Below are 24490 nucleotides of genomic sequence, written 5' to 3' on the forward strand. Positions count from 1 at the left end.
CCGCCGGCGCCCTGTTTTGCTTGTCAATCTGAAACCTCTAAAACCGACCACAAAGGGAGATACTCCAATGGATCCGCAAGCCGCCAAGTTTATCGGCGCCGGCCTCGCCTGCTTCGCGCTCATCGGCGCCGGCATCGGCATCGGCAACATCTTCGGCAACTACCTCTCGGGCGCGCTGCGCAACCCGTCGGCTGCTGCTTCGCAGTTCACAAACCTGCTGATCGGCTTCGCTCTCGCTGAAGCGACGGGCCTTTTCGGCCTTCTGATCGCGCTCATCATCCTCTACGGTTGAGACTGGGCCGGGACTACTGAACCAAGCCCGATCAACCGGAGGCTATGATGTTTGCCGGCACGACAATGCTGTTCGCGGTCGCCGCTGAGGCGGCCGAGGAAGCCGCCAAGTCCGGTGGCTTGCCGCAGCTCAATCCGCATACCTTCGAGACCCAGCTCTTCTGGCTCGTCGTAACGTTCCTGGCTTTGTTTTTCGTCATGTCGAAGATCGCGCTTCCGCGCGTCGGCGAAGTGATCGAAGAGCGCCGGGACCGGATCAAGCGCGATCTCGATGCTGCTGCACGCCTGAAGGACGAAACCGACAAGGCGCTCGCCGACTACGAAAAGGCGCTCGCCGACGCTCGTTCTAACGCTTCGAGCATCGCCAAGGATACGCGCGAGAAGCTCGCCGCCGAAACGGAGGCCGAGCGTCACCGCGTCGATGAGCAGATCGCAGGAAAGCTGCGCGACGCCGATTCACGCATTGCCGCAACGAAGACTAAGGCATTGTCGGCAATTGGCGATATCGCGACGGACACGACGCGTGCCGTCGTCGAGAAGCTCATCGGTCAGGATGTTCCTGCCGAGGACGTGAAGAAGGTGTTGCGTCCGGTAGCGGGCAGTTGAGGATTTAGGACCATGTTCGATCCAACTAATCCGCTTTTCTGGGTGCTTGTCGCCTTCGTGGCGTTCCTTGCTCTGCTCGTCTACTATGGCGTTCCGGGCGTCGTCGCGAAGGCGCTCGACGAGCGTGCCGACAGCATCCGCAAGGAGCTCGACGAGGCGCGTAAGCTTCGCGAAGAAGCGCAGTCGCTGCTGATGGACTATCAACGCAAGGCCCGCGAAGCCGAGGTTGAAGCTCAGTCGATCATCGAGCAGGCCAAGCGCGAGGCGGAAGCGCTCGCAAGCGAATCTCGCAAGGCCCTCACTGAGAGCCTGGAGCGGCGCTCGAAAATCGCTGAAGACAAGATTGCACGCGCCGAAGCACAAGCCCTGGGCGAAGTTCGCTCCGTCGCCGTGGAAACGGCGCTCGCAGCGGCGCACGAAATCCTGAAGACGCGCGCAGCAGGCGCGACCGGCGACTCGCTGGTTTCGCAATCGATTGGCGATCTCAGCGGCAAGCTCAACTGAGCGAATCGCAGACGGCCAGAAAGTTTAAAAGCCGGGCTTTATGCTCGGCTTTTTTGTTGGCTTGAATTTCGGTTAGAGGAAAGCGGACAGCTGACGGATCAACCGGAGCTTGGCGCTCTGCCGTCGAAGCCGACGACGAGCTGATACTCGCCAGGCCGCGTGCCTTCAGCAATCGGGAACGTGACAGTGCGGACGGTCGAGAAATAGCTGATCGGCTTATCGAGGCCGACGTTGACATCAAGCTTCACGCTGTCGGTTGCAATGCGCGTGCGCTTGCCATCGTTGACGGACACCGTAATCGGCAAAGTGACGTTGCCAGGCTGGCCTTTGGGTCCCAGCAGCACACGGCCTGAGAAGCCATATTTCACAGTCACGCGGCCGGGCTCGACTTGGCACTCGCGCGCCGTCTTGGTGATTTCGCCGCGCTGTGCGACGGCCAGCGCATCGCCGACATGGCCGATTTCGTAGAAAGTGATGTAGTTGTCATGCGGCGCGATGACGAGACGCGGGCAACCGGCGTCAACATCGCCGACGAACGTGCTTCCTGTCGCGCTGGTGTCGTTGGATTTGGCCGCGTCGAGCAATTGGGCTTCGTTGACGGATGCGACTTGGGTATTTCCCGAAGAGCCGCCTCCGAACATTCCGCCGCCGAGGCCGGACGTCAGCGAGGACATGCCGCAGCCACCAAGCGCCGTAAGCGGCATAACAAGCGTCACCGCTGCCATTATTCGGGCGGTCGGTGCAAAGAAGCGACGCGTCAACGTCACATCCCTGTTAAAAGGATGCCGATAACCCCAGTTGCGCAACACTGTCCCCCGAGGTTCGGACCCCCGGCCCCTTGTATTGTCCGAAAAGCACCGTAGCATCCGACGCCACTGGTCCCCAAATGCATTTTCATGCATGCCGAACGAATATAGAGGACGTCTTTCTTCCATGTCCGGCCTTAACCAAAGTAATGCGACCGTGAAAAAGCCGCCCCTCAAGATCCTTCTCGCTGCGCCGCGCGGCTTCTGTGCCGGCGTTGATCGCGCAATTCAAATTGTAGAACAGGCTTTGACCAAATTTGGCGCCCCCGTCTACGTCCGTCATGAGATCGTACACAACCGTTATGTTGTTGATTCCCTGCGGGCGAAAGGCGCCGTTTTTGTGAAAGAGCTGGATGAGATTCCAGATACCGAACAGCCCGTGATCTTTTCAGCACACGGTGTGAGCAAGGCCATACCTGCTGCGGCACGCAGCCGTAACATGTTTGTCGTCGACGCGACGTGTCCGCTGGTTTCGAAAGTTCACATGGAAACGGCCCGCCACCACGAGCAAGGCCGCGAAATCATTCTCGTCGGACACGCTGGCCACCCGGAAGTGGTCGGCACGCTGGGGCAACTGCCGCAAGGCGCGATTACGCTCATCGAATCGGTCGACGACGCACAGGCGTTCACACCGAAAGATGCATCCAATCTGGCCTATGTCACACAAACGACGCTGTCGCTCGACGACACCGCTGAAATCGTCGCCGTGCTGAAGGCGCGTTTTCCCGGCATCGGCGGCCCGGTGAAGGAAGACATCTGCTACGCGACGACCAATCGTCAGAACGCTGTTAAAGCGCTCGCTCTGCAGATCGACGGACTGCTAGTGGTCGGCGGCCCGAAAAGCTCGAACTCGCTGCGTCTTGTCGAAGTTGCGTCGCGGGCCGGTTGCCGCTTCTCGTTCCTTGTCGAGCGGGCGGCCGACATTCCGTGGGACAAACTCGAAGGCGCAGAGACCGTGGGAATCACGGCAGGCGCATCGGCGCCGGAAGTCATCGTCGAAGAAGTGGTCGAAGCGTTCCGCGACCGCTATGATGTGACGATCGATATCGTCACGACACTCGAGGAGCGCGTGGTCTTCAATGTGCCGCGTGAGGTCCGGGTCGCTCGCGCTCCGGCCGAACAGCACTAGCTCCCATTCGGCGCACAGGAACATGGCGGTCTATACGGAAGTCAGCGACGACGAGCTTGCGCGCTTTATCGCCGGGTATGATCTCGGGAAGCTGCTTTCGTTCAAGGGCATCGCGGAAGGCGTCGAGAACACCAATTATCTGGTGCACACGACCGGCGGCACGTTCGTTCTGACGCTCTATGAAAAGCGCGTCGACGTCGCCGATCTGCCGTTCTTCCTCGGCCTGATGGAACATCTGTGCGCGCGCGGCGTCACGTGTCCGCTGCCGGTTCGAGATCGGAACGGCAACGTTCTCAACGAGCTTGCCGGACGCAATGCGGTGCTCATCACGTTTCTTAAGGGCGTGTGGCCGAAACGGCCGAGGGTTGAGCATTGTCTCGAGCTCGGCAAAGCACTGGCGCGCATGCACTTGGCGGGCGAGGACTTTCCCTTGCACCGCGCCAACGCTCTGGGGCTTGCGGGCTGGCGGCCTCTTTACGACAAATTTGCGGAGCGGACGGAAGAGATCTGTCCGGGCCTTGGAGCGCTGATCGCGACCGAGCTGCGGTTCCTTGAAGAGAAATGGCCGACGGATCTGCCGCATGGCGTCATTCATGCCGATCTCTTTCCCGACAACGTTTTCTTCCTCGACGACAAACTTTCCGGGATCATCGATTTCTATTTCGCGTGCGATGATGCGCTGGCTTACGACATCGCGGTCTGCCTCAACGCCTGGTGCTTCGACGCGGCATCCGCATTCGAACCGGCAAAAGGCGCAGCACTGCTGAAAGGCTATGACAGCGTTCGGCCGCTTACCGATCGCGAACGAGACGCAATGCCGATCTTAGCGCGCGGCGCGGCGATGCGCTTTCTGCTGACGCGCAGCTATGATTGGCTCAACACGCCGAAAGACGCGCTCGTTGCGCGCAAGGATCCCGCGGACTATGTCCGACGGCTCAAATTCCACCAATCGGTCGGAAGCATCGCGGACTACGCACCACAATTGATTTCATGACAGACGAACAACGACCGAAAGTTCAAATCTACAGCGACGGCGCCTGCTCGGGTAATCCCGGCCCCGGAGGCTGGGGCGCCATTCTCATTTCCGGCGCACACCGCAAAGAGATCAACGGCGGCGAAAAGCTGACGACGAACAATCGCATGGAGTTGAAGGGCGCGATCTCGGCGCTCGAAGCCCTCAAGCGAAAAAGCGATGTCGATCTCTGGACCGACAGCAACTACGTGCGCCAGGGCATCACGGCGTGGATTCACGGCTGGAAGAAGAACGGCTGGAAGACGGCCGACAAGAAGCCCGTCAAGAATGCCGAGCTGTGGCAGGAACTGGACGCGCTGCGCGCCAAGCATCACGTCACATGGCATTGGCTGAAGGGACACGCGGGGCATCCGGAAAACGAGCGCGCCGACGAATTGGCGCGCCTCGCAATGGCGCCGTTCAAACGCCGGGGAGCCGCGAAGCTCCCCGTCGACGACTTAGATTGAGCGGTCGATCATCGAACAGAGCGTTGCGGCGCTCGATTTGTCAGCGATGGGCGGCGAGTCCTCGACGTTCAGGACTTTGACGACACCGTCATCGACCAGCATGGCGTAACGCTTCGAGCGCAGACCCAGGCCAAAGTTCGAGAGATCGATTTCGAGGCCGATGGCTTTAGCGAAGTCGCCGGAACCGTCGGCGAGCATTTCGATCTTGCCGGTCGCGCCCATGTCCTTCGCCCAGTTCGTCAGGACGAACACGTCGTTCACGGCGGTGCAGGCGATCGTGTCGATGCCCTTAGCGTGTAACTCGTCGACTCGATCGACAAAGCCCGGCATGTGGCTCTTGCTGCACGTCGGCGTATAAGCGCCCGGCACCGCGAACATCGCGACTTTCTTGCCAGCGAAGATTTCACCGACTGTTTTGGGCTGCGGACCGTCCGGCCCCATCACCGTGAATTTTCCGTCCGGCAGGCGATCTCCGACCTTGAGCGTCATGGGCATGTCCTCTGCGTTTCAGGCCTCGTCGGCCGGTCCTCTATGTAGACCGGAAGCCTTACTTCTCAAGGACAATCGTCGTTTCGGACTGGCCTTTGGCGTCGATCATCGTGACCGTCAGGGGCTTGCCTTTGAGGTCCTTGATGTTGACGCCGTCGGTCAGATCGACCTCGAATACCGCCTTGCCGGATTGATCGGCTGAGCGTTTCGGCAACGGAACGTAAATTCCGCCCGGCCCTTCGACGAAGGCATCGGCAGTCTTGGGATCGGAGCTGGCGATATCGAGAATAAGCTTCGGCTTGCCCGCACTGTCATTCAGATGCCAGGACGCCAGGGTCGGGTCGATGCCCGATCGCGCCGCTTTGTCGGGCACACGTGCAAGACTTGCCGTCAGCTCTGCGGAGGTACCGACGTCCGGCGGAATTGTGAGTTGCAGCACGGCTTCGGCGGGAATGCAAATGTCCTTGCAGATGCCGTACTGAACCTTGCCTTCGAGCGTGACGGGCTTGCTTGGGTCTTTCGGCGTCACCAGAACCGGGAACAACACGGCGTTCTTGTAGCCGACGACGTCGCCTGCCTTGTCGTGAATGCGGTGCGGTGCCGGATAAAGGACTGTCGCCGAGGCGAGATTATCGGAACCTGTCCAATCGAAATCGGGTGGGACGCCGCCCGCGTCGCCCGGTGTGCGCCAATAGGTTTTCCAGCCCCCGGGCATTGAAACGTCGACGCCGGCGTAGAGCGCCGTCTTGCCATCGCGGGAGGCGTGTCCGGCAATCAGGCGCGCCTGATTGTCCATGCCGCGAAACCAGTCGGAGGCAACGGGTCCGGCATCGCTCCATGCCGCCGTGCCGCTCAGTAGAAAGAATGCCAAAGCCAGTCTGATCACGCTCGCTTGCCTTCCAATGCTTAATTCATTGTCATGTCGGCCGGGGACCGGGCTCTCGTTCGACCCCTACGAGCCCTTATATGCGGCGGGATCGCCTCTCGTTACAGATCCCGATGCTGCTTTGCCGGACTTTAAAGATCTTCACGCCGCCGTTGTATGAGGTTAGTCTGGACAATATGAAGGTCAGCCGACAGTTGAGCCCAGACGACGGCTCAGAGATCAAGCTCGAAGGCCAGCTCCTTATCGCTATGCCGTCGATGACGGACAAGCGCTTCCAGCGCTCGGTCATTTACATGTGCGCGCATTCTGCCGAAGGCGCGATGGGGCTGATCATCAACCAACGCGCCAACCATATTACAGCGCCCGATCTTCTCGAACGGCTCGGTATTTCGCCGCGTGATCCTGACGACGAAATTACGAGCGAGGTGCTGTCGCTGCCGATTCAGGTCGGCGGACCGGTCGAGACGGGGCGCGGGTTCGTGCTGCACAGCTCCGACTATTTCTCCGAAGATTCGACGCTTGCGATCGAACAGGGGGTCTGCCTGACGGCAACCATCGACATTCTGAAGGCCATCGCGCAGGGACGCGGGCCGGAGCGGGCGTTGCTGGCACTCGGCTATGCGGGCTGGTCGCCAGGGCAGCTCGAAACGGAGCTGCAGGCGAACGGCTGGCTGCACTGTCCGGCCGATCCCGACATCATTTTCGATGATGACCTGGAGAGCAAATACTCGCGGGCGTTGGCCAAGATCGGGATTGATCTTTCACATCTCGTCAGCGACGCCGGACACGCCTAAGCGCGCTGCAGCGGCGTCGGCCGCGGTCTCCCATCTCTTATGAGGCTACCGAGCGCCTAAACGCCGGCGGAGCCGACCTTTGACGGTTTCTTCGGCTCTCTAGACGCGCTGTCACTCGAGGCCGGACCACCGCTGGTGCTGCCGTTGCCCGGCAGTGGGGCGCCGGCGAGACGGGCGAGACTCTGAGCAATCGACGGCGGCAGCGTCGAGAAATCAGGCTGCGTCGACGGCTGAGAGGGAAATCCCGAGCCGTTGCCATTGCCCGGAAGCGGTGGTGGCGCGGTGGGCGGGATGATGGTCGGCGTATCGCTGCGCAGCGACGCAGGGATAGGCGTTCCGGTCCGCGGCGGTGGTGGTGCCGCTTGAGACTGGGCGGAAGGCGCACCGGGAGGTGGCGGTGCCGGAGACGCGCTGGCGCGCGCAAGCGCCTCGGCAAGCGGCGAAACGATATTCTTGCTGCGCTCGTCCTGCTGCGCGCGATCCGGCGCCTGCCGAGATGGCGGCGAGACCGTCGTCGGTACGCCATTGGCGTGCGGCGGCGCGGGCATATGGGGGGCTTGCCGGTTCGACGTCTGGGGCGACATCGAAGGCGGCGGCATGGTTTGTGGTGACGGCGCCAGCGGCCCGCCAGGACCCGGCGGACCGGCGTCGGCCAGTCTCGGCGCTGCCGTTCGCGTCTGGGGCGACTGCGTGATCGGACCGGCGCCGTGGTTGCCGTTGCGATTGCTCAAGGGGTTGGGAGGAACCGGAGCCAACGCCGAGAGCGTCGGCGGCGCCGTAGCCGGGTCGGGATTGCGCGAAGGCGTATCGGCAGGCTTCGCCGAACCGTTCAAAGCACCGTTGAGGGCAGCGACGGTCGCCGGGGCGATGCCGTTGACGCCATTCGGTTTGGCGGCAGCGGGAGCAGCCGGTTTCTGACGCTGCCGGACGACCGATCCGGACGGCAAAGCCGCAGGTTTCGTCGCAGGCGAACCGGCCGTTGCCGGGACTGCGGCGGGATTGGCTGTCTTGGGATCTTGCGGCGGCGCTTTGGCCGATGCCGTAATGAGCTTTCCAGACTTCTTCGTCACCTCTTTGCCGGGCGTTTTCGCCTTTGGCCGGAAGAACCCGCGCGGCTGCAGCTTGCGCTCCGAACGCCGGACCATTTTCAAGAGCTGCGAGACGGCGCGCTCCGGGATCGGCTCGCCGAAGTGATAGCCCTGTGCGTATTCGCAACCGATCGAGCGCAGGAATGCGGCCTCGTCGGCCCGTTCGATGCCTTCTGCCGCGATGGTCATCGACAGCTCGTGCGCGAGCGCCACCATCGACCTCATGATCGCGGCACCGTCTCCAGTGCCGCTGCCGCGGACTAGCGTGCTGTTGATCTTGATCGTATCGAAGGGGAAACGATGCAGATAGGCGAGCGATGAGAAGCCGTTGCCAAAGTCATCGAGCGTCAGCTCGACGCCCGAGCCGCTGAGCATCTTCAAAACTTCGACCGCCTGCTCTGGGTTGTCCATGAGCAGGCTCTCGGAGATTTCGAGCCGCATGGTGCCGGCGGGTGCAATATTACGGCCGAGCACATGGCGGACTTCCTGAACCGACTCCGGACGGAAGAACTGACGGCCGGAGACATTCACCGAAACGAAGATTGGCCGCTCCGAGCGTGGCAGCTCAAGCACCCAGCGTGCAACGTCGCGCGAGGCGCGCAGGAGCAGGTGCGAGCAAAGCTTGATCAGGATCTCGCTGTCGCCAGCATCAGCCAACTGCGCCATCGGGTTGACGAGACCGAGGTTGGGATGCTCCCAGCGCAACTGGGCTTCGAAGCCGGCCAGCTCTTTGGTCGGCAGATAAACGATGGGCTGATAGAGAACCTTGAGATGGTTCTTCTCGATGGCCCGCGCCAGATCGGATTCGATCTGAGCGTCAGAATCGCGGTCGCGGCGCATCGACGGCTCGAAGACCTCGATACGGTCCGGGCCGCCGCGCTTGGCGCGATACATTGCCAGTTCGGCATCCTTCAGGAGATCGCCGTCGGCGCCTTGCGTTCCATCCCACAGCGCGACACCCATCGATCCCGTCAAGATCACTTCCTGGTTCGCAAGTGGTATCGGGGCGCGCAAGGAGCGGCGAATGCGTTCAGCGAGCGCTGGCAGATTGCGCGCTTCCCGCTCACCGATGAAGAGCAATGCGAACTGATCGCCGCCAACGCGAGCAACCGTATCCTGCGGCCCAAGATGGCGTTGCAGGCGGCGCGCGACCGTCAGCAGTAAGCTGTCGCCGCGAACGAGGCCGAACGAAGCGTTCACGCTCTTGAACTTGTCGAGGTCGATGAAGATCACCGACGGTTTGACGGTGTTGTCAGTCTTGGCGCGTACGATGACTGACTTCAGCCGGTCGATGAACAGTTCGCGGTTGGGCAGGCCTGTCAGGCTGCAATGCACCGCGTCGTGCAATAAGCGTTCGTGCGCGCGCTTGCTGTCGGAGACATCGCGGATCAGGCCGACGCAGCGCAGGGTACGGCCGTCGGCATTGGGAACGCTGGCGGCTTCAAGCTCGAACCAGCGCCAACTGTTGTCGGCGTGGCGAAGACGGAAATCGCTCTTGATGCGAATGCCGGAGCGTTCCTGTGCCGACATCAACGTGACGCGGAAACGCTCTTTATCGGTCGGATGGACGTGTTTGAGGAAATCGTCGACTTTCGACGTCAATTCGCCCGGCATGAGAGACAAGGCGATCTCAACCTCCGGCCCGACCTTGATCTCGTCGCGGCGGATATTCCATTCCCAGATGGTCGATCCGGATGCAGCCAGCGCCAGCGACCGACCCTGCAGCTCGGTGGGAGCGCCGGTGTAAATGGCATCCGACGAGCGGAACGCAAATTGCGTGACCGTAAAGCCCATCAGAATGACGACCAGTACGAGGCCGGCGACGAGACTGGAGACGACCACGTCGCCCGACATGCGGCCGGTAAGCGTCATGCCAGTCGCGAAAATCCAGACCAGGAACAGAACCCAGGTCGGCACGAGCGACAGGGCGCGATCCTGTCCCTTGAAAGCCAGGAAGAGCGTAAAGAGCGCGCCAATACTACCGATGGCCAGGAACGATAATCGGGCAAACGTCGCCGCCAGCCGCGGATCGATGACGGCGACGGCGATCAACGTCAGCTGCGCGACGATCCAGACGCCGATCATCATGCGCACGATGCCGTGCCAGAGCCCCAAGCGCAGGAACGTCGAGAAGAACATCACGAAGCTCGCCGCCATCGCCGCTTCGCCAGCGGCTCGATAGACGGCGTTGTCTTCCGGTCTCAAATTGAAGAGCTTATGGAAGAAGCCGAAATCGACACACAGATAGTTGAGGACCGTCCACGCGACCAAGGCCGCGGCGGGAAAGATCAGCTTATGGTTGGCGGCGAAGATCGACGTCAGGAAGATCGCGAGCAGGCCCGTCAGGCCGAGCATCGCACCATTAAATAGCTGGCGGTCGCGGGTTTTGATTTCGTAGTCGATCGGCTGCCAGAGATACATGCGGGCGTAGCGATCACCCGCAAGCTCAGCGACGTAGGTGATCGTCTGCCCCGGTTCGAGCGTGATGCGGAAAACGTCCGCCTTATCACTCTTGATGCGTTCGGGCACGAAACCGACCGACGGCGTAACGCTCTCGATGCGGCGGGCGTCGAGGTCGGGCCAGACGGCGCCGGAGCCCACAACGTTGTAGCGGTCGGCTGTCAACAGGCGTTCAAGGGATTTGTCGGTCTTGTTCGTCAACGCGAAGACGACCCAGTTCGGACTGGTGCCCGGAACGGAGGCGCGAACGGTCATGCGGCCGGAAACGCCGTCGGGACCGGCGGCCGTCTCGACCTGCAGGCTGTCGCCGCGGCCTTCGTAGGCTTCTCCGAGGGTCGTGATCTCGATCCGGTCCTGGTCGCCTTCGACGGGAATGGGGGTTAGCGCTTCGGCTCGTCCGACGAGCGTAACGAGGCACGTGACAACGAGGCCCAGCAACGCCAGCCAGGACCGTGCCCGTTTCCCTCCGTCAACCCCCCAGACTGCCATTACCCCCCCAGTTCCGAAGTGCCTGACGATGGCCCCTCAGCCAGACGCGCGTAAAGCAGATGGTCTTCCCATCGGCCATTAATCTTCAGGTATCCGCGCGCCAACCCTTCGCGCTGAAAACCGACGGATTCAAGGACGCGCATCGAAGCAAAGTTTTTCAACATCGTCGCCGCCTCGATGCGGTGGAGCCGCAAGGCGTTGAAGGCCATCGGCAGCAGCATAGCGACGGCTTCCCGCATGTGGCCGCGACCGGCGAACGGCGCGCCCATCCAATAGCCGAGCGATGCCGTCTGCGCCGACCCGCGGCGGACGTTGGAAAGCGTGACGCCGCCGAGCAGCGTGCCCGTCGTGTTCTCGAAGATGAAGTAGGGATAGGAGACGTCGTTGTGGATGTCCTTGGCGTAAGCGCGAAGGCGGCGCCGATACATGGCGCGGGACAGATCGTCCGGCGACCACGTCGGCTCCCACGGCGTCAGGTGCGCCCGGCTGGCGGACCGGAGTTCGGCCCAGGCCGTATAGTCGGCAGGCGCCGGCTGACGCAACGTCAGGGCGCGGCCGTGGACGACCTCGAAATCTTCATCGGGACGTATCGAACGAAGGAATGCCACGCCCTGTCACCTCGCGACCTTGCCAACCGCAGCCGGAACATGGCGCGATGTAAACTGCGCCGCAATGCGCGAAGCTTGTCCCGACGATTTCCGGCCAGACCCGATGACGGCGACAGACGGCGCTTCCTCGGTCAACGTTTGGGCAAAAGCCTTGATCCGAGCGTGGTCAACAGCGTCGACGTGCTCGATCAGCTCGGTAACCGGGATGAGGCGCCCTTGGGTCAGAAGCTGACGCGCCATCTGCTCGGCGTTGACCGCCGAACTTTCAAGCGCCATCAGCAGACCCGCCTTGAGCTGCGCCTTCGAGCGCTGCAATTCGGCTTCCGTCGGGCCGGTGTCGGCAATTTCCGCAAGCTGCGCTGCGACGACGTCGGCGAGTTCGCCAACCATCTCCGGGGAAGTCGCGGCATGCACAGACAGCATTCCAGTGTCCCTAAGTCCCCAAACCGAGGAGTCGATCGAGTAGCACAAGCCTCGATCCTCCCTGATTTCCTGAAACAAACGCGACGACATTCCGCCGCCGAACAACCCCGAAAACACCTGCGCGGTGTAGAACCCCGGCTCCAAATACGATGGGGACGGCAATCCGATCAAAACGTGGCTTTGCTCGAACGGCTTGCTCGACGCAGCGAAGCCGCCCCTGTAGAGCGCAAGCGATTCAGTTCCCTGTTGCCGGGAAGTGAGCCCCCCGAATAGGGCCTCAACGTGGCGAACGATGGTTTCGTGGTGTACAGCCCCCGCGGCCGAAACGACAATCGCCTCAGGCAGATAGTGCTCATCGAGGTAGGATTTGAAATCGGTGGCCTGAAAGCTGCCGACACTTGCCTTGGTGCCGAGGATGGGACGGCCGATCGATTGGCCCGGAAAGGCAACGCCCTGCATCAGGTCGAAGGCCATGTCGTCGGGGTTGTCATCGGAGGCGGCGATCTCCTGCTGGATGACGACGCGCTCGCGGTCGATGTCCTCGTCGGCAAATTTCGAATTGAGCAGAATGTCGGCGATGACATCGAGCGCGATCTTATCGTCGCCCTTCAGGACGCGGGCGAAATAGGCGGTCGTATCAAGGCCGGTCGAGGCATTGAGGTCGCCGCCGATGCCTTCGATTTCGTCCGCGATCTGACGGGCAGAGCGCGTCTTCGTGCCCTTGAAGGCCATATGCTCCAGGAAGTGAGCGAGGCCATGCTGATCTTCACGCTCATGCCGCGCGCCGACCGCGACCCAGACGCCGAGCGACACTGTCTCAAGGCCGGGCATATGTTGCGTAACGATGCGCAGTCCGTTCGGCAGCGTCGAGATTGCAATCGTCATCGCGATACCCCCGGCGCAGCGCGGCTGTGGTTCAGAACGAACTCTTCGACCGCCGCGAGGCTGTTCGGCAAGACTTCGAAATGTTCTTCGTCGGTCATCAAATGCTCAAAGCCGGGCGGCAGCGGCGGCCGCTTGCCGGTGATCCGTTCGATGGCGTCGGGAAATTTGGCGGGGTGCGCCGTAGAGAGAACGACGGTGTCGCCCGCGCTCGTGCGTTCGGCGGCAACGAAGGCGCAGGCGGTATGGGGATCGAGCAGATAGCCGTAGCGCGTTTCCGTCTCGCGGATGCAATCGGCCACGTCCTGCTCAGTCGCGGAGACGGCGGCGAAATCAGCCTGCAAAATCGGGGCGACGCGCCCCAGCTCGAAAGAGCCTTTAGCGGCCAAAGAGGTCATCAGGCTGCGGACCAAGTCGGCGTCGCGACCTGAGGCTTCGAACAGATAGCGTTCGAAATTCGAGGAAATCTGAATGTCCATCGATGGCGAGGACGTCGCGATGACGTCGCGCATGGCGTAGACGCCCGTGGCGACGGCGCGCGGCAGGATATCGTTTTCGTTCGAGGCAATGATGAGCTTTTCGATCGGCAGGCCCATGCGCTTGGCGACGTAGCCAGCAAAGATATCGCCGAAGTTTCCGGTCGGCACCGCGAACGACAGCGCGCCGTTCGAACCGCCGCCAAGGCGCGAAGCGGCATAAAAGTAATACGTCACCTGCGCGACGATGCGTGCCCAATTTATCGAGTTGACGCCCGACAGCTCGACGCGATCGCGGAAGGCGTGATCGTTGAACATCGCTTTGACGAGCGCCTGGCAGTCGTCGAACGTGCCGCGGATGGCGAGCGCGTGGACGTTTGTCTCTGACGGCGTCGTCATCATCCGGCGCTGGACGTCGGAGACACGGCCTTCGGGAAACAGGATGACGACGTCAACGCGCTTCGAGCTTCTGAAGGCTTCAATCGCGGCGCCGCCGGTATCGCCGGACGTCGCGCCGACGATCGTCGCGCGGCGGCTGCGCTTCGCCAGCACGTGATCCATCAGGCGCGCGAGCAACTGCATCGCGACGTCCTTGAAGGCGAGCGTCGGGCCGTGAAACAGTTCGAGGATCGTCAAGCCGGGCTTCACGGCATGCAGCGGCGTGACTTCATCGCTCGCGAATGTGGCGTAAGCCTCGCTCGCCATGCGAAAGAGGTCGTCGCGGGAGATCTCATCGCCGGTGAACGGATGAATGACCTCGACCGCGATTTCGGCGAAGGATTTTCCGGCGAAAGACTTTATCGTTTCCGAAGAAAGGACCGGCCAGATTTCCGGCACGTAAAGGCCGCCATCGCGAGCGAGTCCCGCGAGGACGACATCCTCAAATCCCAGTTTTTCGACTTCGCCGCGCGTTGAAATGTAGTTCAAATTATCTCTCATTCTGCGGTGGATCGGACGAACGTCGCCCGGCCGGCAAGCCTAATTCGACAGCCTCGGTCGAACAACTTATTCGCCCGCTGTCCGGCTGCACCGCGACTTACTCTTTCTTAGATTGCAGTCCATCATCTTCCACAGCCGCAAGTCGCTGTCGAGCAAAGACCGCAAACACGGCGATAAGCGTCAGCGCCAGCCCGTACCACGTTACGACGTACTGGAGATGATTGTTGGGCAGATTGATCTCGGTCGTGCCACCTCGCGGCCATCCGCCCGGATTGGGGGGCGCGGCGTCGGCATCCAGGGAAAACGGAGCATAGGCCTGACGCTTCTCGGCGTTGAACTGGAGCGCGGTCGGGGGGCCTTCCGGCCCCCACTGCATGCCCTCCAGGTCCGGCCAATACCAGCGGTTGCCGGCATAGTCGTTGTCGGGCGCAAACCAGGGTTTCGGTTGCGCCAGACGAACGAGGCCGGTGACGGTCACGGGTCCGGCCACTTGGCCCTCGGCGCGCTTCGAGGGATCCTTCAGCGTCTCGGGCACCCAGCCACGGTTCACGAAGAGCGGCGGCAGTCCGCCGTCAGGAATAAGCAGCGTGTAGACGTCCCAGCCCTGCGACTGATCGGTCGGGTGATAGAGGTGGCGCTCGCGGCTGTAATCGAAGCGGCCAGTGACGCGCATGTGCGTGTATTCGACGTCGCCCGTTTTCACATATTCGGCGAGGACGGCCGGATAGGAGATGGGCTCCGCCGTCCGGCGCGTCTCGATGCGTGAGATGAGCGCCTCTTTCCAGGCCTTTCGGTGCCATTGCCAGTTGCCCAGCCCGATGAGGACCGGCAGCAGGGCAAGCGTCAAAAGACCCGGAACGATGAGGCCGGCGGCGCGCCAGCGCGCAAACATGCTCATCCCTCCTCGGAGAGACGGCCTTCTTCGGCCTTGTTCTTGAACTGCAAGGCGATCAACAGCGCCTTGAGGAAACGAAGCAGCAAAACGCCGAGCAGCGGCGTCAGAATTCCCCATAGGAGGACATGGACCCACCAGGGCACGCCAAACTTGAACTCGGCGATGAGGGCGCCTCCGATGCAGAGAAAGCCGAGGATGAAGATTGCGAAAACGGCAGGCCCGTCACCCGTATCGACGAACTTGTAGTCGAGGCCGCAGGCATCGCACTTGTCGCGCATGTTCAGGACATTCACGAAAAGCTTGCCGTTGCCACAGCGGGGACAACGGCAGGTGAGGGCCGTGACCAAGGGCGAAACGGATTGAGTGTGGCTCTGCACGACCATCTCGATTTCTGCGTCGTCGCGTTTGTCGCGACGCTGCGTATCTGGTGCGACATTCAACTGCGAAGAGCGCCGCGCTTCAAACGACAAAAGGCGGCACATTAGCCGCCTTCTGCCTTTGGATCTCATTTCTCGACGCCACCGGCCGCTTATTCGGCGCCCGGAACGATCGGACCGGCGCCCCAAACGTAGATGCAGGCAAACAGGAACAGCCAGACGACGTCAACGAAGTGCCAGTACCAAGCAGCCGCCTCGAAGCCGAAGTGCTGTTGCGGCGTGAAAGCGCCCCGCAGCGCGCGGATGAGGCACACGAGCAGGAAGATCGTGCCGATGATCACGTGCGCACCGTGGAAGCCGGTCGCCATGAAGAACGTCGCGCCATAGGAATGGCCCGGGAAGCTGAAGCCTGCATGGCTGTATTCCAGCGCCTGGCAGGCCGTGAACGTCATGCCGAGGATGACGGTCAGCACGAGGCCGATCACGAGGCCGCGACGGTCGTTCTTCAAAAGCGCGTGGTGCGCCCACGTGACCGTGCAGCCCGACGTCAGCAGGATGAGCGTGTTGACGAGCGGCAGCCCCCACGGGTTGAACGTGTGCTTGAAGTAACCGGGGATCGTAGCGTCGGTAGCCGCGACCGGCACCGGCGGCCACTTACCGCCGAAGACTTGGTCGCGCGTGGTGGTGCCGACGACGGAGGCGGCATTGTTCATCAGGTCGTGTACGCCGGCCGGGAAGAAAGCGAAATCGAAGTAAGCCCAGAACCAAGCGACGAAGAACATCACTTCCGAGGCAATGAACAGGATCATGCCGTAACGGAGGTGAAGCTGGACGACGGGCGTCTGATAACCCTGGTTGGCTTCGCGGATGACGTCGATCCACCAGGCCCACGCCGAGGCGACCACCGCGGTCATGCCGATGGCGAAGAGCCAGGGCCCCTTCATGCCGAGGACGCCAAGACCGTCGACATGCGTGCGCATCCAGACGATGGCGCCGAGGGCCATGATGAGCGCCGACACCGACGAGGCGAGCGGCCAGGGGCTCGGATTTACAAGATGGTAGTCATGGTGCTTCGCGTGCGTGTCCGCCATTTCCGTCTCCGTCCCCTTCAGGCTTATGCCCGTTCTTGCTTGAACCTATGCGCGGCACCGCAGTGTTCGTCTCTGGTCTGCCGAGCTTTCAGTTCGTTTTCTCAACCTTCTTCTTGCTGACCTCAGCCCCCGTTCTTCTGAGCCGGCGAAGCATCGGCGGTCGCAGCCGGATGATCGACAGGATAGAAGACGTAGGAAAGCGTGACTTCCGACTGCACCGCCGCATCCCGATCCTCGACGATCTTCGGATCGATGAAGAACGTGACCGGCATCTCGACCGTCTGATGCGGCTGGAGCGTTTGCTGGGTGAAGCAGAAGCATTGGATCTTGTTGAAGTACAAGCCGAAGATCTCCGGCGTCACGTTGTAGATGGCCTGACCCGTGACCGGCTTGTCCGAATTGTTGGTGGCGCGGAAGAACGCGAGACCGGTTTCGCCGATCTTGACGTCCATCTTGCTAATCTCCGGCTCGAACTTCCACGGCAGGCCCGGAGCGGTGCTGGAGTCGAAGCGCACGGTTATGGTGCGATCGAGCACCTTGTTCGTATTCGCCTTCACGCGCTGCGTCGTGCCGTTATAGCCGGTCGCCTTGCAGAACATCGTGTAAAGCGTCGGCGACATGGCGGTGATCGAACCCATGACGCCGAGGGCGCCGAGGCAAATCATGACGGCTCGCCGGTTGTTGCGAGAGGATTTCGCCGGCTTGTCCTTGTCGATCTCCACAGCGCGATCCTTTTCCATCAGCCGATGCCGTTGATCACGTTGCCGCCGAGGCGAACGAACGTGGCGATGTAAAACGCCAGGACCATAAAGCCGAGCGCAAGCCCGATGGCGATCGACCGGCGGCGACGGATCTTCTCGCTGCGCGAGTCCAGACGCTCAGCGGCTTTCGGTTCGGGAGCTTTAGGTTCTTCCGTCACGCCGCCTCACGCAAAAATGCGGCTGAAGACGGCTTCACCAAGAAGCACGGCAAACAGCACGTAGAGATAAAGGATCGAGAACCAGAAGAGCTGCCGCGCGGCGGTGTCAGCCTCGCGCCCTTCGGTCGTGGAATAGACGCGCACGGCAAGCGCCAGGAACACCGCGCCAAGCACGGAAGCGCTGACGAGGTACGCGATGCCGCCGAGGCCGACGAAATACGGCACGACGGCCAACGGCACGAGCAGCACGGAATAAAAGAGGATCTGGCGGCGCGTCTCTTTCAGACCGGCCACGACCGGCAGCATCGGCACGCCGACGCGCTCATAATCACGGCATCGATAGAGCGAGAGCGCCCAGAAGTGGGGCGGCGTCCACATGAAGATGATGAGGAACAGCAAGAGGCTGTCAAAGCTGATGCCGCCCGTCACGGCCGCCCAGCCGATCATGGGGGGGAAGGCTCCGGCGGCGCCGCCGATGACGATGTTGTAGGGCGTCCGGCGCTTCAGCCACATCGTGTAGACGAAGAGGTAGAAGGCGATGGTGATTGCGAGCAGCGCTCCGGCCGTCCAGTTGACGAGAACGCCGAGCGTCAGAACGGAGCAGACGGCGAGCACGCCACCGAAGCTCAGGGCTTCGTCGGCGGTGACGCGGCCGCGCGGCAGTGGCCGGGCCGCGGTACGCGCCATCCGGGCGTCGATGTCGGCGTCGTACCACATGTTGAGAGCGCCCGATGCGCCAGCGCCGATAGCGATGGTGATAATCGCGATGACGCCGAGAATCGGGTTGATCGGGCCGGGAGCGGCCAGCATCGCGGCGAGCGCAGTGAACACGACCAGCGCCATCACGCGCGGCTTCATCAGCTGAATGAAATCGCCGACACTTGGCTCAAGTATCAGTTCGCCGTCGCTGATTTCACTTTGAATGCTCATAAGCCCAAGCGCCGTCCTGGAAGTTATTTGTTTTTATTGTAGGTGGCTGCGGACCGGCTGGGCCAGCCCGCAGCGCGTCGTGTTTCCTTAATGATGGTCTGTCGCAGCGATGCGCGGCAGCGTCTCATACGAATGGAATGCCGGCGGAGACGACAGGGTCCATTCGAGCGTCGTTGCGCCGACGCCCCACGGATTGGCGGCCGCCTTTTCCTTCTTGATGAAGTAGGCATAGAACATGCCAAACAGGAAGACGAGCAGGCCGGCCGTCGTAATGTACGACCCGATCGACGAGACGCGGTTCCAATAGGTGAAGGCTTCCGGATAGTCGGCGTAGTGGCGCGGCATGCCGGCAAGGCCGAGGAAGTGCTGCGGGAAGAACAGGACGTTCGCACCGATGAACGTCAGCCAGAAGTGCAGCTTTCCAAGGAATTCGCTGTACATGTAGCCCGACATCTTCGGGAACCAGTAGTACCAGCCCGCAAAGATCGAGAACACGGCGCCGAGCGACAGCACGTAATGGAAGTGCGCGACAACGTAATAGGTGTTGTGCAGCGAACGGTCGATACCGGCGTTGGAGCACATCACGCCCGTCACGCCACCGATCGTGAAGAGGAAGATGAAGCCGAGCGCCCAGATCATCGGCGTGCGGAACTGGATCGAGCCACCCCACATCGTTGCGATCCAGGAGAAGATCTTGATGCCCGTTGGGACAGCGATGACCATCGTCGCGAACATGAAGTAGGCCTGCGTATCGACGCTCAGGCCCGCCGTATACATGTGGTGCGCCCACACGACGAAGCCGACAAGGCCGATGGCGACCATCGCGTAGGCCATACCGAGATAGCCGAAGATCGGCTTGCGCGAGAAGGTCGACACGATGTGACTGATCATGCCGAAGCCCGGCAGGATGAGAATGTAGACTTCAGGGTGACCGAAGAACCAGAACAAGTGCGCGTAGAGCAGCGGGTCGCCGCCGCCTGCCGGATCATAGAAGGTCGTACCGAAGTTACGATCCGTCAGCAGCATGGTGATTGCACCGGCGAGAACCGGCAGCGAGAGCAGCAGCAGGAAGGCGGTGACCAGCACCGACCAGGCAAAGAGCGGCATCTTGTGCAGCGTCATGCCCGGAGCGCGCATGTTGAAAATCGTCGTGATGAAGTTGATGGCACCGAGAATCGAGGACGCGCCAGCAAGGTGAAGCGAGAGAATGGCGAAGTCGACCGCCGGTCCCGGATGGCCGATCTTGCTCGACAGCGGCGCGACGACGATCCAGCCCGTGCCGACGCCGTTGGCATCGCCCGTACCCGGAACGAACAGCGAGATCAGCAACAGCGTGAACGCAATCGGGAGCAGCCAGAACGAGATGTTGTTCATGCGCGGGAACGCCATGTCCGGCGCGCCGATCATCAGCGGCACGAACCAGTTGCCGAAGCCGCCAATCATGGCGGGCATGACCATGAAGAACACCATGATGAGGCCGTGGGCCGTAACGAAGACGTTGTAGACGCCTTCGTTCGAGAAATACTGAAGGCCCGGCTCTTGAAGCTCCAGTCGCATCATTACCGAAAGGAACGCACCGATGCAGCCCGCGAAGATTGCGAACAACAGATAGAGAGTGCCGATGTCCTTATGGTTGGTCGATAAGAACCAGCGCCTGAAGAATGGCGGGGCGTGATCGTGATCACTGCCCGCTACGTGTGCCGTGCTTCCCATTTCGTTGAGCCCTTGTCCCGGTAGTTTGTGTGATCTTTTTATTGGGTTGAACGTTTGCTGCGCCGGGCAGCTGCCGCTTTGCCGTTACTGCGCCTGAGCCACGGATTGCTGGATGACAGGCTGGCTTGCGGTATCCGCGTCGAGGATCTGCTGAGCCTTCTTGCTGTCCTTGGCTTTCAGGGCCGCCATCCAGGCGTCATAGACCGGCTGTTCGACGACACGAACTTCGATCGGCATAGCCGAGTGCAGCTTACCGCACAGCACCGAGCACTGACCGAAGTATGTGCCGATTTTCGTTGCCTTGAACCAAACGGCCGCCGTGCGGCCCGGAACGGCCTGCTGCTTCACACCGAAGGACGGGATCGTCCAAGAGTGAATGACGTCATTGGAGGTGACGAGAACGACGACGTTCTTATTGACCGGAACGGCGATTTCTTGGTCGACCGAAAGACGGCGGATCTTCTTTTCCTCGCCCCAGAGCGGCAGCGAATCTTTGTAGAGCGCCTCGTGCAGGGCGGCACCGTCGAGCGAGCCGTACTTCTTATCGAAGGCGTCGTCGCCGATCTTATTGCGCAGCACTTCCTCGTCGCTGACCATGTTGGATGTCACGGTCACCTTGTCGTCCATATACTCATGTTCCCAGAACCAGGCGTTGCCGGTGGCCTTGATGGTCACATCGGCCTTGGGGAACGTGTACTGGTTGAAGAGGAGGTGGAACGACGGAATCGAAATGAAGACCAGGATCAGAATCGGGACGATTGTCCAGGCGACTTCCAGAAGCGTGTGGTGTGTCGTGCGGGAGGGATTCGGGTTCTTCTTTTCGTTGAAGCGAAACATCACGTAGACCATCAGCGCAAGAACGAAGAGCACGACGACTGTGATGATGATGTTGACGACGTCGAAGAGGCTCGAAATCTCATCCATGATAGGGGATGCAGAAAGCTGCAGTCCAAGCTCGCCATCCGTTGGCTGGCCCAGACCGGCCAACGCCGGCGTCACAGCGCCGAGAGCAACCGCCAAACACGCGGCCACCATAACGGCAACCGCGCCAAACATCCTCTTCGACATTCCTTCGCTCCCAGTTTGTCGCGCCGGATCCCTCAGAACGCGACAGCCTCCCATTGACTTGACGCGGCAGGCCAGCGGCCAATCCCCGTTTGATTATTGCCCGGCTTCGCAACCGGGAACGCTCCGAACAAACTCGGACCGTATGCCTCATCGATTTGTTAAAGCGGGTTGATAAAGAGCACAATCCATTCGCGTGCCTCAAGTGAACTTTTCTGCGTCATTTATTCGCGAAAGTATGCGAGGGATCAGCGAATCAGTGACCTTGGGCGATCAGACGTCGCTATCCCGCCGCGACAGAATTCGGCCGAATTCCTGGTCGACGAAGCGCGTCTCCTGCCGTCGCTTTACACGCATTGGGCGTCGCCCGCGAAATCGAGGACAACCGCTTGTTGCCAGAAACCGAGGGTTCTATCGACCGAGGCCCATTTTGCGGGCGTCTGGGCAAAATGTTTGCCGCCAAAAACTGGACTTTCGTAGCGCATCTGTGCGGCGCGGCCATGCTGTTCGCATTCGCACAAGCCGCGACAATGCTGGCGACGTCGAAGGCGGCGTTCGCAGTCGATGCGCCGGAAGGAACCGTCAAAGCCCAGTACGGAGACTGGCAAGTTGTATGCAAAGACCCGCCGCCGGGCGCCAAGAACCCCGTCTGCGCCCTGGTCCAGAGCGTGACAGCCGAGGACAAGAACAATATCGGGCTCACGGTCTATTTTCAGAAGTTCTCGAACGGCACCCGGGTGCTTCGCGTGTTTGCGCCGCTCGGCGTGCTGCTCCCGCCAGGGCTTGGCCTCAAGATCGACAATAAGGATGTCGGCCATGCACCGTTCCTGCGCTGTCACAGCTTCGCGTGCTATGCGCAAGTTGTGGTCGAGGATCCGCTGATCGAGCAGCTCAAGACCGGCAAGACGGCAATCTTCATCATCTTCCAGACCGAGGAAGCGGGCATCGGCATCCCGATTTCCCTCAAGGGCTTTGGGGACGCGCTCAAGGAACTGAAGTAAGAGCCGATGCCTGGGGCAACCTCCTGGAGCCGCCCTGCTTAGGCGACTTTACGCACGCTCTCGCCAGCTGGGTCGCGGTCCAACAGGATCAGCGTATCGCGCGTCTGCTTATGCGGCAGCTCAAGCACTTTCGGAGCAACCGATTCGGCGGCCGTTTCGACGACTGCCGCCACGCGCGGCGCAGACTCCAAACACTCCTGCATCACCGCTGCCCAGAGCTGCATGTTCGCGTGAAAAAAGTCGGCAGGCGTCGCTGGGCGTGTCATCTGATGCACCCAATGCACGACTGCACGGGATTGCCGGGACTGCGAGCTTGCGAATTCGAGATGGGTCCGGCCGATAGCCTTAAGTATCGGCTGCCAAGCGAAAGACGTTACGTCCACAAGCTCAAACATATTCTGGAAAAATGGATAGTATAGAGAAGTCGTTTTTACGGATACTTGCGTATCACCTGTCATTGACGCGTCCTCCCAGACACTCAATTGCTCGGCTCCGTTGGGAGCTCACAATATTTTTTGGCGCTCGCAATGACGACTTGCGCCCATTTTTTAGTCAGTACCATGGTAGGACACCGACTGCATTTCACAGATCCGTGCACGTTGTAACAGCTTTCTAACGTCTGCCCCTTCCTGCGGGCTTTGCGGTAGGTCAAACAGTAGAATTGAGCAGAGCGGCGCGGACAAACTTCCTTGCCTGCTCCGGTTGCGTTGCTAGACATTTCGCAACCCCAACCGTTAAACAAATTCTTCTTTGTTCTTCTTGACGAAAGCTCGCGCCGGGCGCCCTTATGTTCAAATTGCCTAATACGAGTTTATTCAAGTTGGCGTTCGAATGCGTGGGGCGTGGCGTCAGGGGGGCATCGGCGTAACCGGCGTGATTGCTGCGGCAATCGCGACGCTCATCATGATTTCTGCACCCATGACGGCTTCGGCAGAAGAGCTTCAAGCCCAGCCCGACGCCCCTGCTTACGGCTGGCGCGAAATATATGGCGGCGTCGATGCCGCCCGCGACCAGTGGCTATTCTATTCGGGCATGACGATCGCGCCCTTCAGCCCAAACATCTACAGCGACGGCTGGCGGTTGCGCTTCGGAGGCGGGTACGGGCGCTATAGCTACGATTCCATGGGTCCGCATACGAACTGCGGCGTGGCATGGCTGAACGATATCTGCTCGGAAAAGGACCGAACCCGGCAACACTACGAGGTCTCGCATTCCTACGCCGAGGCGCTGCTGGGATATTATCTCCAGCTCGGTCGTTTGACGGCGAAAGCCTTTGGCGGCTTCTCGATGTCATCGGAAAATCATCTCAACGCTTTCGATCCGACGCAGGACAATGACGGCATCGAGTTCGGCGTCAAAGGTGCGCTGGAGTTCTGGCTCAACCTTACCGACACGTCGTGGACGTCGCTCGACGTCAGCTATTCGACGGCGCGAAACGAGACGGCGTCACGGTGGCGTGCAGGCTGGCGTGTGACACCTGCGCTCTCAATCGGGCCGGAGCTTCGCTACGATAAAAATATCGAAACGGGCGATGGGGCGTGGAACGGCCGCGCGGGTCTTTTCGCACGTTACGAATGGACGGGCGGCGAGGTGTCCCTGGCAAGCGGCGGGGCGTGGTGGATCGACGGCTGGACGCCCGACGATCCTTCCGCTTACGGCACTCTCAACGTGCTTTTCCACTACTGACGAAGTTGGTGCGAGACTTGCCAAGATGAGGGAAAGCGTCGTTGTATTCTGTTCCAATAACAGATGCCGCCACACGCATGAGACAATGAAAAATATTCTCGGGACCGTCTCGGTCATCATTCTTGCGACGATCCTGGTTCCTGAATTCCCGAACGGTGCACATGCCGACACGTGCGCCTCGGCTCCGGTCGTGGCGCGAGGCGAGGAATCGCGCTTCGAATGGTCGGCAAAGGCCAAGACGCGCGCCAACTGGCGCGCAAAGGTCCGGGCCATGACGACACTCGGTCCCGATTACGCAAACTGGGGGCGGGCACAGGATACCGAGGAACGATGCATGACCGGTCCCAAAGGAACGGTGTGCATCTTCGCCGGAACACCCTGCCGGCGCTAAGGCGCGGCCGCTGCGATCCTGGCCTGCGGCTACGACGCGCGTCGGACTGATGCAGTTCATCGCCAAGGTGACC

General features: G+C 61.1%; 26 protein-coding genes. 10 read left to right on the forward strand and 16 right to left on the reverse strand.

From position 1 onward, the window contains the following. Window positions 1–67 precede the first annotated feature (67 nt). The 3 genes from RLW41_RS07295 to RLW41_RS07305 are packed head-to-tail and all read left to right on the forward strand — an operon-like array spanning window position 68 to window position 1401. Window positions 68–292, forward strand: coding sequence for a F0F1 ATP synthase subunit C (locus tag RLW41_RS07295; protein WP_013949763.1), 225 nt, complete (start codon window positions 68–70; stop codon window positions 290–292). Window positions 293–336: 44 nt separating this feature from the next. Further along, a complete protein-coding gene (locus tag RLW41_RS07300; RefSeq protein ID WP_414464075.1) occupies window positions 337–897 on the forward strand; it encodes a F0F1 ATP synthase subunit B' in 561 nt (186 codons plus the stop codon). 12 nt (window positions 898–909) lie between these two features. Further along, window positions 910–1401: a F0F1 ATP synthase subunit B gene (locus tag RLW41_RS07305; RefSeq protein WP_409561227.1), complete on the forward strand. Its 492-nt coding sequence runs from the start codon at window positions 910–912 to the stop codon at window positions 1399–1401. 98 nt (window positions 1402–1499) lie between these two features. Here RLW41_RS07305 and RLW41_RS07310 read toward each other — a convergent pair whose 3' ends face one another. Next, complete coding sequence (locus RLW41_RS07310; RefSeq protein WP_409561228.1) at window positions 1500–2162, reverse strand: hypothetical protein; 663 nt, start codon at window positions 2160–2162, stop codon at window positions 1500–1502. 172 nt (window positions 2163–2334) lie between these two features. Here RLW41_RS07310 and ispH point away from each other — a divergent pair, with 172 nt between their 5' ends. The 3 genes from ispH to rnhA are packed head-to-tail and all read left to right on the forward strand — an operon-like array spanning window position 2335 to window position 4815. Beyond that, window positions 2335–3336 (forward strand): 4-hydroxy-3-methylbut-2-enyl diphosphate reductase, encoded by a 1002-nt coding sequence (gene ispH / locus RLW41_RS07315; RefSeq protein WP_414464076.1) that lies wholly within the window; start codon window positions 2335–2337, stop codon window positions 3334–3336. Window positions 3337–3358: 22 nt separating this feature from the next. Beyond that, window positions 3359–4330 carry a homoserine kinase gene (locus tag RLW41_RS07320; RefSeq protein ID WP_409561230.1) on the forward strand — a complete coding sequence of 324 codons (972 nt, stop codon included), beginning with the start codon at window positions 3359–3361 and terminating at the stop codon, window positions 4328–4330. After that, window positions 4327–4815 (forward strand): ribonuclease HI, encoded by a 489-nt coding sequence (gene rnhA, locus RLW41_RS07325; protein ID WP_414464077.1) that lies wholly within the window; start codon window positions 4327–4329, stop codon window positions 4813–4815. Before RLW41_RS07320 ends, rnhA begins: the two co-directional genes overlap by 4 nt. Here the strand turns inward: rnhA and RLW41_RS07330 are convergent. Together RLW41_RS07330 and RLW41_RS07335 are read right to left on the reverse strand one after the other, a co-directional pair. Further along, a complete protein-coding gene (locus RLW41_RS07330) occupies window positions 4807–5304 on the reverse strand; it encodes a peroxiredoxin (RefSeq protein WP_013949771.1) in 498 nt (165 codons plus the stop codon). The genes rnhA and RLW41_RS07330 overlap by 9 nt on opposite strands. A 58-nt stretch (window positions 5305–5362) precedes the next feature. After that, on the reverse strand, window positions 5363–6190 hold the full coding sequence (locus tag RLW41_RS07335; protein ID WP_414464078.1) for a protein-disulfide reductase DsbD domain-containing protein: 828 nt from the start codon (window positions 6188–6190) through the stop codon (window positions 5363–5365). Window positions 6191–6366: 176 nt separating this feature from the next. On the opposite strand from RLW41_RS07335, the gene RLW41_RS07340 reads away from it, so the two are divergent. Continuing rightward, window positions 6367–6984, forward strand: coding sequence for a YqgE/AlgH family protein (locus RLW41_RS07340; protein WP_024276502.1), 618 nt, complete (start codon window positions 6367–6369; stop codon window positions 6982–6984). 56 nt (window positions 6985–7040) lie between these two features. Here the strand turns inward: RLW41_RS07340 and RLW41_RS07345 are convergent, their stop codons facing one another. The 12 genes from RLW41_RS07345 to coxB all read right to left on the reverse strand — a co-directional run bounded on the left by RLW41_RS07345 (window position 7041) and on the right by coxB (window position 21342). After that, window positions 7041–11021, reverse strand: coding sequence for an EAL domain-containing protein (locus tag RLW41_RS07345; protein ID WP_414464079.1), 3981 nt, complete (start codon window positions 11019–11021; stop codon window positions 7041–7043). Further along, entirely contained in the window at window positions 11021–11629 is a 609-nt protein-coding gene (locus tag RLW41_RS07350; protein WP_013949775.1) for a GNAT family N-acetyltransferase, read from the reverse strand. The genes RLW41_RS07345 and RLW41_RS07350 overlap by 1 nt, the downstream gene beginning before the upstream one ends. Before the next feature lie 6 nt (window positions 11630–11635). After that, window positions 11636–12937: a M16 family metallopeptidase gene (locus RLW41_RS07355; protein ID WP_414464080.1), complete on the reverse strand. Its 1302-nt coding sequence runs from the start codon at window positions 12935–12937 to the stop codon at window positions 11636–11638. Continuing rightward, window positions 12934–14349 (reverse strand): threonine synthase, encoded by a 1416-nt coding sequence (thrC, locus tag RLW41_RS07360; RefSeq protein WP_414464081.1) that lies wholly within the window; start codon window positions 14347–14349, stop codon window positions 12934–12936. Before thrC ends, RLW41_RS07355 begins: the two co-directional genes overlap by 4 nt. 97 nt (window positions 14350–14446) lie before the next feature. Continuing rightward, window positions 14447–15241, reverse strand: a complete 795-nt coding sequence (locus tag RLW41_RS07365) for an SURF1 family protein (protein WP_414464082.1) — start codon at window positions 15239–15241, stop codon at window positions 14447–14449. A gap of 2 nt (window positions 15242–15243) precedes the next feature. Then, window positions 15244–15726, reverse strand: a complete 483-nt coding sequence (locus RLW41_RS07370) for a DUF983 domain-containing protein (protein ID WP_414464083.1) — start codon at window positions 15724–15726, stop codon at window positions 15244–15246. Window positions 15727–15773: 47 nt separating this feature from the next. Continuing rightward, window positions 15774–16712, reverse strand: a complete 939-nt coding sequence (locus RLW41_RS07375) for a cytochrome c oxidase subunit 3 (protein WP_409561237.1) — start codon at window positions 16710–16712, stop codon at window positions 15774–15776. A 122-nt stretch (window positions 16713–16834) separates the two neighbouring features. Then, window positions 16835–17452: a cytochrome c oxidase assembly protein gene (locus RLW41_RS07380; RefSeq protein ID WP_013949781.1), complete on the reverse strand. Its 618-nt coding sequence runs from the start codon at window positions 17450–17452 to the stop codon at window positions 16835–16837. Beyond that, entirely contained in the window at window positions 17452–17631 is a 180-nt protein-coding gene (locus tag RLW41_RS07385; protein WP_409561238.1) for a protein CoxF, read from the reverse strand. Before RLW41_RS07385 ends, RLW41_RS07380 begins: the two co-directional genes overlap by 1 nt. A gap of 6 nt (window positions 17632–17637) precedes the next feature. Further along, entirely contained in the window at window positions 17638–18561 is a 924-nt protein-coding gene (locus RLW41_RS07390; protein WP_409561239.1) for a heme o synthase, read from the reverse strand. 87 nt (window positions 18562–18648) lie between these two features. Then, complete coding sequence (gene ctaD / locus RLW41_RS07395) at window positions 18649–20274, reverse strand: cytochrome c oxidase subunit I (RefSeq protein ID WP_013949784.1); 1626 nt, start codon at window positions 20272–20274, stop codon at window positions 18649–18651. An 84-nt stretch (window positions 20275–20358) separates the two neighbouring features. Beyond that, a complete protein-coding gene (gene coxB / locus RLW41_RS07400; protein ID WP_409561240.1) occupies window positions 20359–21342 on the reverse strand; it encodes a cytochrome c oxidase subunit II in 984 nt (327 codons plus the stop codon). A 446-nt stretch (window positions 21343–21788) separates the two neighbouring features. On the opposite strand from coxB, the gene RLW41_RS07405 reads away from it, so the two are divergent. Further along, window positions 21789–22340, forward strand: a complete 552-nt coding sequence (locus RLW41_RS07405; RefSeq protein ID WP_013949786.1) for an invasion associated locus B family protein — start codon at window positions 21789–21791, stop codon at window positions 22338–22340. A gap of 38 nt (window positions 22341–22378) precedes the next feature. Here the strand turns inward: RLW41_RS07405 and RLW41_RS07410 are convergent, their stop codons facing one another. Beyond that, window positions 22379–22606, reverse strand: coding sequence for a hypothetical protein (locus RLW41_RS07410; protein ID WP_409561241.1), 228 nt, complete (start codon window positions 22604–22606; stop codon window positions 22379–22381). Between the two features lie 565 nt (window positions 22607–23171). Here RLW41_RS07410 and bcsS point away from each other — a divergent pair. Both bcsS and RLW41_RS07420 read left to right on the forward strand, forming a co-directional pair. Then, window positions 23172–24026 carry a cellulose biosynthesis protein BcsS gene (gene bcsS / locus RLW41_RS07415; protein WP_414464084.1) on the forward strand — a complete coding sequence of 285 codons (855 nt, stop codon included), beginning with the start codon at window positions 23172–23174 and terminating at the stop codon, window positions 24024–24026. Between the two features lie 85 nt (window positions 24027–24111). Continuing rightward, the gene (locus tag RLW41_RS07420) at window positions 24112–24417 is read left to right on the forward strand and encodes a hypothetical protein (RefSeq protein ID WP_414464085.1); all 306 of its coding nucleotides are present in this window, start codon (window positions 24112–24114) and stop codon (window positions 24415–24417) included. Window positions 24418–24490 lie beyond the last annotated feature (73 nt).

The sequence above is a fragment of the Hyphomicrobium sp. DY-1 genome (assembly GCF_047497105.1).
In the GTDB taxonomy this organism is placed as follows: Bacteria; Pseudomonadota; Alphaproteobacteria; order Rhizobiales; family Hyphomicrobiaceae; genus Hyphomicrobium_B.